A 3,390-nucleotide genomic window follows, 5' to 3' on the forward strand; every position below is an offset into this window, starting at 1 on the left:
CTGTTAGCAAGATTCAGTTAATTCGTCGTTCTAACGGTTTAATTGTTTCTCACTAACTCATATAAAGCCGCCCTCCGCTATCGCTAAAGGGCGGGGTTTCAGACCCAGTTTTTCGATGACAGGCACGATGAAACTCCGAGTTATATTGCCCACCCGAATTCTATTAGAGACAGAAGTCATTAAGGTTACAGCAGAATCGGGAAGCGGGTGCTTTTGCCTGCTGCCACATCACATTGATTTTGTCACCGCTATCTTGCCCGGATTGCTGTCTTTCACCACTCCTCAAGGGCAGGAAAGATTTATGGCCGTGGATGAGGGTATTTTGGTCAAATCTGGTTTTGACGTGCGAGTTTCCACTCGCCATGCTGTTGAAAGTGCCGACTTAGGATGCTTAAGACAGGCGGTAGAAAAGCAGTTTCAAATCTTAGATGAGCGGGAAAAACGCACTCGCGTGGCTCTGACAAAACTGGAAGCTAACATGATCCGGCAATTTATCGAACTAGGAGGGCAGCGAGGAGACTAGACGAGAAATAATAGAAATATGGGTACTAATAAAATGGCAGAAAGAAGTCATCAAAAAAATCGTTTGCGCTTTAGCCGCAAGGTAGGAGTCCAGGAAGAGCGCAAACTCAGAGCCAGAGTGGAAAAGAAGCACAGTATATGGTTTGGCCTGGGGTTATTGGGATTGGTCGGCTGGTCAGTCGTTCTACCCACTCTCTTAGGTATGGCACTCGGTATCTGGATCGATCGAGAATGGCCGAGTCGCTTTTCCTGGACATTAATGTTGATGTTGGCTGGGTTGATGCTGGGCTGTCTGAATGCCTGGCAGTGGGTTAAGCGCGAACAATCCGCCATCGAGGGCGCACGCGAGCAATCGAAAAAGGAACTCAATCATGATTGAACTACTGTACTTTCCTCTGGCATTATTGGCGGGAATGGCATTGGGTTTGGCGCATTTTGGGGGACTGTGGCTAACGGTGCGTCAACTCCCCAGAACCCATAATCCGATGGTGTTAACTTTGATTAGTTTTTTGGGTCGTACAAGCATAATTTTGCTGGGATTTTATGCCATAATAGTTGCAGTCCCCGACTTGCCAGTCCTCTACTTGCTGTTAAGCCTGGCCACCTTCTTCTGGACGAGAAATCTAATATTGCAGCAGGTACAACCTAAATTCAGAAGCAACTAAGTACAATAGCTCATGTATCTAAGTCCTGACAAGATTATTTTCTGGCAATCGGGAGCAATTGCCCTTAATGCTACTCTGTTATTTACTTGGGGGTTAATGGCTTTATTGGGAATTAGTTCCTGGCTAATCACGCGCCGACTATCGACAGATACTCGTCTGTCTCGCTGGCAAAATGTTTTGGAAGTTGTCATCGAAGAATTGCAGGGTCAAATACGAGATATTAGCGGATGCCAACCCGATATCTACTTGCCATTTATCGGTACTTTGTTTATTTTCATCGCCGCTTCCAATCTCTTAGAAATCATCCCGGGCTATCATCCGCCTACGGCCTCTCTTTCTACAACGGCAGCACTTGCTATCTGTGTTTTTTGGGCAGTGCCATTTTACGGCATACGTCAGTCAGGGTTAAAAAAATATCTCAAGCACTATCTACAACCCCATCCCTTGATGTTACCTTTTCATGTTATTGGGGAACTGTCACGCACTTTGTCCTTGGCCATCCGGCTGTTTGGCAATGTGATGAGTGATGTCATGATAGTAGGTATTCTTTTATCCATTGCCCCGCTCTTTGTCCCGATTATCATGCAGGTATTGGAGCTACTGACTGGATTAATTCAAGCGTATATTTTTGCGATTTTGGCTATGGTTTATATTGCTTCGGCAACAGAGGCACAGCAAGTGGTTAATAATTCTCATACAGGAGAAAAGGAGCAAAGAAACCATGAATAATATTGGCTTGACGGCAATGATATCAATTTTAGCGGCTGGATTAACTATGGCGATCGGTTCAATAGGGCCGGCACTGGGAGAGGGAAGAGCTATCGCTCAAGCTTTGACCGCTTTGGCGCAACAGCCAGACGAAGCCAATACGATTACTCGAACGTTATTTGTTGGTTTGGCATTTATTGAGTCAGTGGCAATTTATTGTTTTGTGATTTCGCTAATTTTAATTTTTGCCAATCCTTTTTGGGGTTATGTAGTGACTAAGGCGGGGGGATAATTCCGTGGCAGTTGATTGGTTTACCTTCTTGGCCCAAATTGTTAATTTCTTGATTTTGGTGGCTGTACTGCAAAAGTTTCTCTACCGTCCTATTATTCAGGCAATGGAACGTCGGGAAAAAACAATTAGCGATCGCCAGCAAGATGCAGAACAAAAGTGCCAATTAGCGCGAGAAGAAATGGAAAAATACCAACAAATGCAACAGGATTTTGCGACTTATCGCTCGACGATGTTGGCTCAAGTCAAGGCAGCGGTTGCACAGACGCAAACAGAGTTAATGCAAGGTATCCGCACTGAAGTAGAAGCAGATCGCTCTCGCTGGCAAGAAATAGTTCAACGGCAAAAAGATGCCTTTTTGCAAGAGTTGCGACATCAAGCATTACAACAGATTCAGGCGACAATTCGCCAAGTTTTAGCAGATCTAGCCGCTGTCGAGCTTGAACAGCTTGTCATTCAAGTTTTCCTCGATCGAGTTCGCAATTGGGATCGGGAAGAGAAACGAGCGCTTTGTGAAGCGATCACCGCAACGGCCAAGACGCGGGAGGCAATCATCTCCAGCAGCTTTGAAATCTCGGAAGAATTGCGGCAGCAAATTATCCCAGTTCTGCGCCAAGAACTTGTTGGTGATATGGATATAAAATTTGAAGTGAAACCGGCCCTTATCTGTGGCATTGAGTTAAAAACCTCTGGCCGAAGAATCGCCTGGAATGTCGAGAATTATTTGAACGGCTTTGAAGAGGATTTAGCCCTTGTCTTTACGCGAGAGGCGAGAGGTAATGTGCCGATGAGCAATGACTTTTGATTCAAAGTTCCAGTCACTTCCTACAATGCTGAGTCCCCTCAAGGTATTGTAAAGTTTCAATACAAATATGATCAGATATAGTCATTCATGGTAATACACAGACATAAAACTATCAGACTAGGCAAAAAAAACAGGAATAAGTTATCGAACGACTTGGAGGTGGTGAAAACAAGGGAATTTAACAGGCTATCAATTGCCTTCTGGTACAATTATCATAACGGATGACAACCCTTCAAAACCCGACGCTGAGTTAAAAGACAACGAATAATAATGTTAGTAGCAGAAAGACACATTATCAAGAAAGGACATCGATTTTGGGCTGAGATAGATAATTTATCTTGGCAGTCTAAAAATCTCTACAACTCAGCCAATTATTTAATCCGACAAAACTTCATTTATGG

Annotated in this window: 6 protein-coding genes; all 6 read left to right on the forward strand. The window is 44.2% G+C overall.

All coding sequences use genetic code 11. The features are described 5' to 3' along the window. Nucleotides 1–127 precede the first annotated feature (127 nt). From EWV84_RS05735 to EWV84_RS05760, 6 genes are read left to right on the forward strand one after another with little or no spacing between them, the layout of a single operon-like run. Entirely contained in the window at nt 128–523 is a 396-nt protein-coding gene (locus EWV84_RS05735; protein WP_287077067.1) for a F0F1 ATP synthase subunit epsilon, read from the forward strand. A gap of 18 nt (nt 524–541) precedes the next feature. Beyond that, nucleotides 542–901, forward strand: coding sequence for an AtpZ/AtpI family protein (locus EWV84_RS05740; protein WP_287077069.1), 360 nt, complete (start codon nt 542–544; stop codon nt 899–901). After that, a complete protein-coding gene (locus tag EWV84_RS05745; protein ID WP_287077071.1) occupies nt 894–1,187 on the forward strand; it encodes an ATP synthase subunit I in 294 nt (97 codons plus the stop codon). Before EWV84_RS05740 ends, EWV84_RS05745 begins: the two co-directional genes overlap by 8 nt. 12 nt (nt 1,188–1,199) lie before the next feature. Beyond that, nucleotides 1,200–1,916, forward strand: coding sequence for a F0F1 ATP synthase subunit A (locus EWV84_RS05750; protein ID WP_287077073.1), 717 nt, complete (start codon nt 1,200–1,202; stop codon nt 1,914–1,916). After that, on the forward strand, nt 1,909–2,187 hold the full coding sequence (locus EWV84_RS05755; protein WP_002768905.1) for a F0F1 ATP synthase subunit C: 279 nt from the start codon (nt 1,909–1,911) through the stop codon (nt 2,185–2,187). Before EWV84_RS05750 ends, EWV84_RS05755 begins: the two co-directional genes overlap by 8 nt. A 4-nt stretch (nt 2,188–2,191) precedes the next feature. Continuing rightward, the gene (locus EWV84_RS05760) at nt 2,192–2,989 is read left to right on the forward strand and encodes a F0F1 ATP synthase subunit B family protein (protein WP_287077075.1); all 798 of its coding nucleotides are present in this window, start codon (nt 2,192–2,194) and stop codon (nt 2,987–2,989) included. The last annotated feature ends 401 nt before the right edge of the window (nt 2,990–3,390 follow it).

It is taken from the genome of Microcystis sp. M_QC_C_20170808_M3Col (assembly GCF_007095505.1).
Lineage (GTDB): Bacteria > Cyanobacteriota > Cyanobacteriia > Cyanobacteriales > Microcystaceae > Microcystis.

Bases quoted from the DNA above. Each gene is read 5' to 3' on its own strand.
- EWV84_RS05755 (WP_002768905.1), top strand. From the start codon at position 1,909: ATGAATAATATTGGCTTGACGGCAATGATATCAATTTTAGCGGCTGGA.
- EWV84_RS05745 (WP_287077071.1), top strand. From the start codon at position 894: ATGATTGAACTACTGTACTTTCCTCTGGCATTATTGGCGGGAATGGCA.
- EWV84_RS05735 (WP_287077067.1), top strand. From the start codon at position 128: ATGAAACTCCGAGTTATATTGCCCACCCGAATTCTATTAGAGACAGAA.
- EWV84_RS05750 (WP_287077073.1), top strand. From the start codon at position 1,200: ATGTATCTAAGTCCTGACAAGATTATTTTCTGGCAATCGGGAGCAATT.
- EWV84_RS05740 (WP_287077069.1), top strand. From the start codon at position 542: ATGGGTACTAATAAAATGGCAGAAAGAAGTCATCAAAAAAATCGTTTG.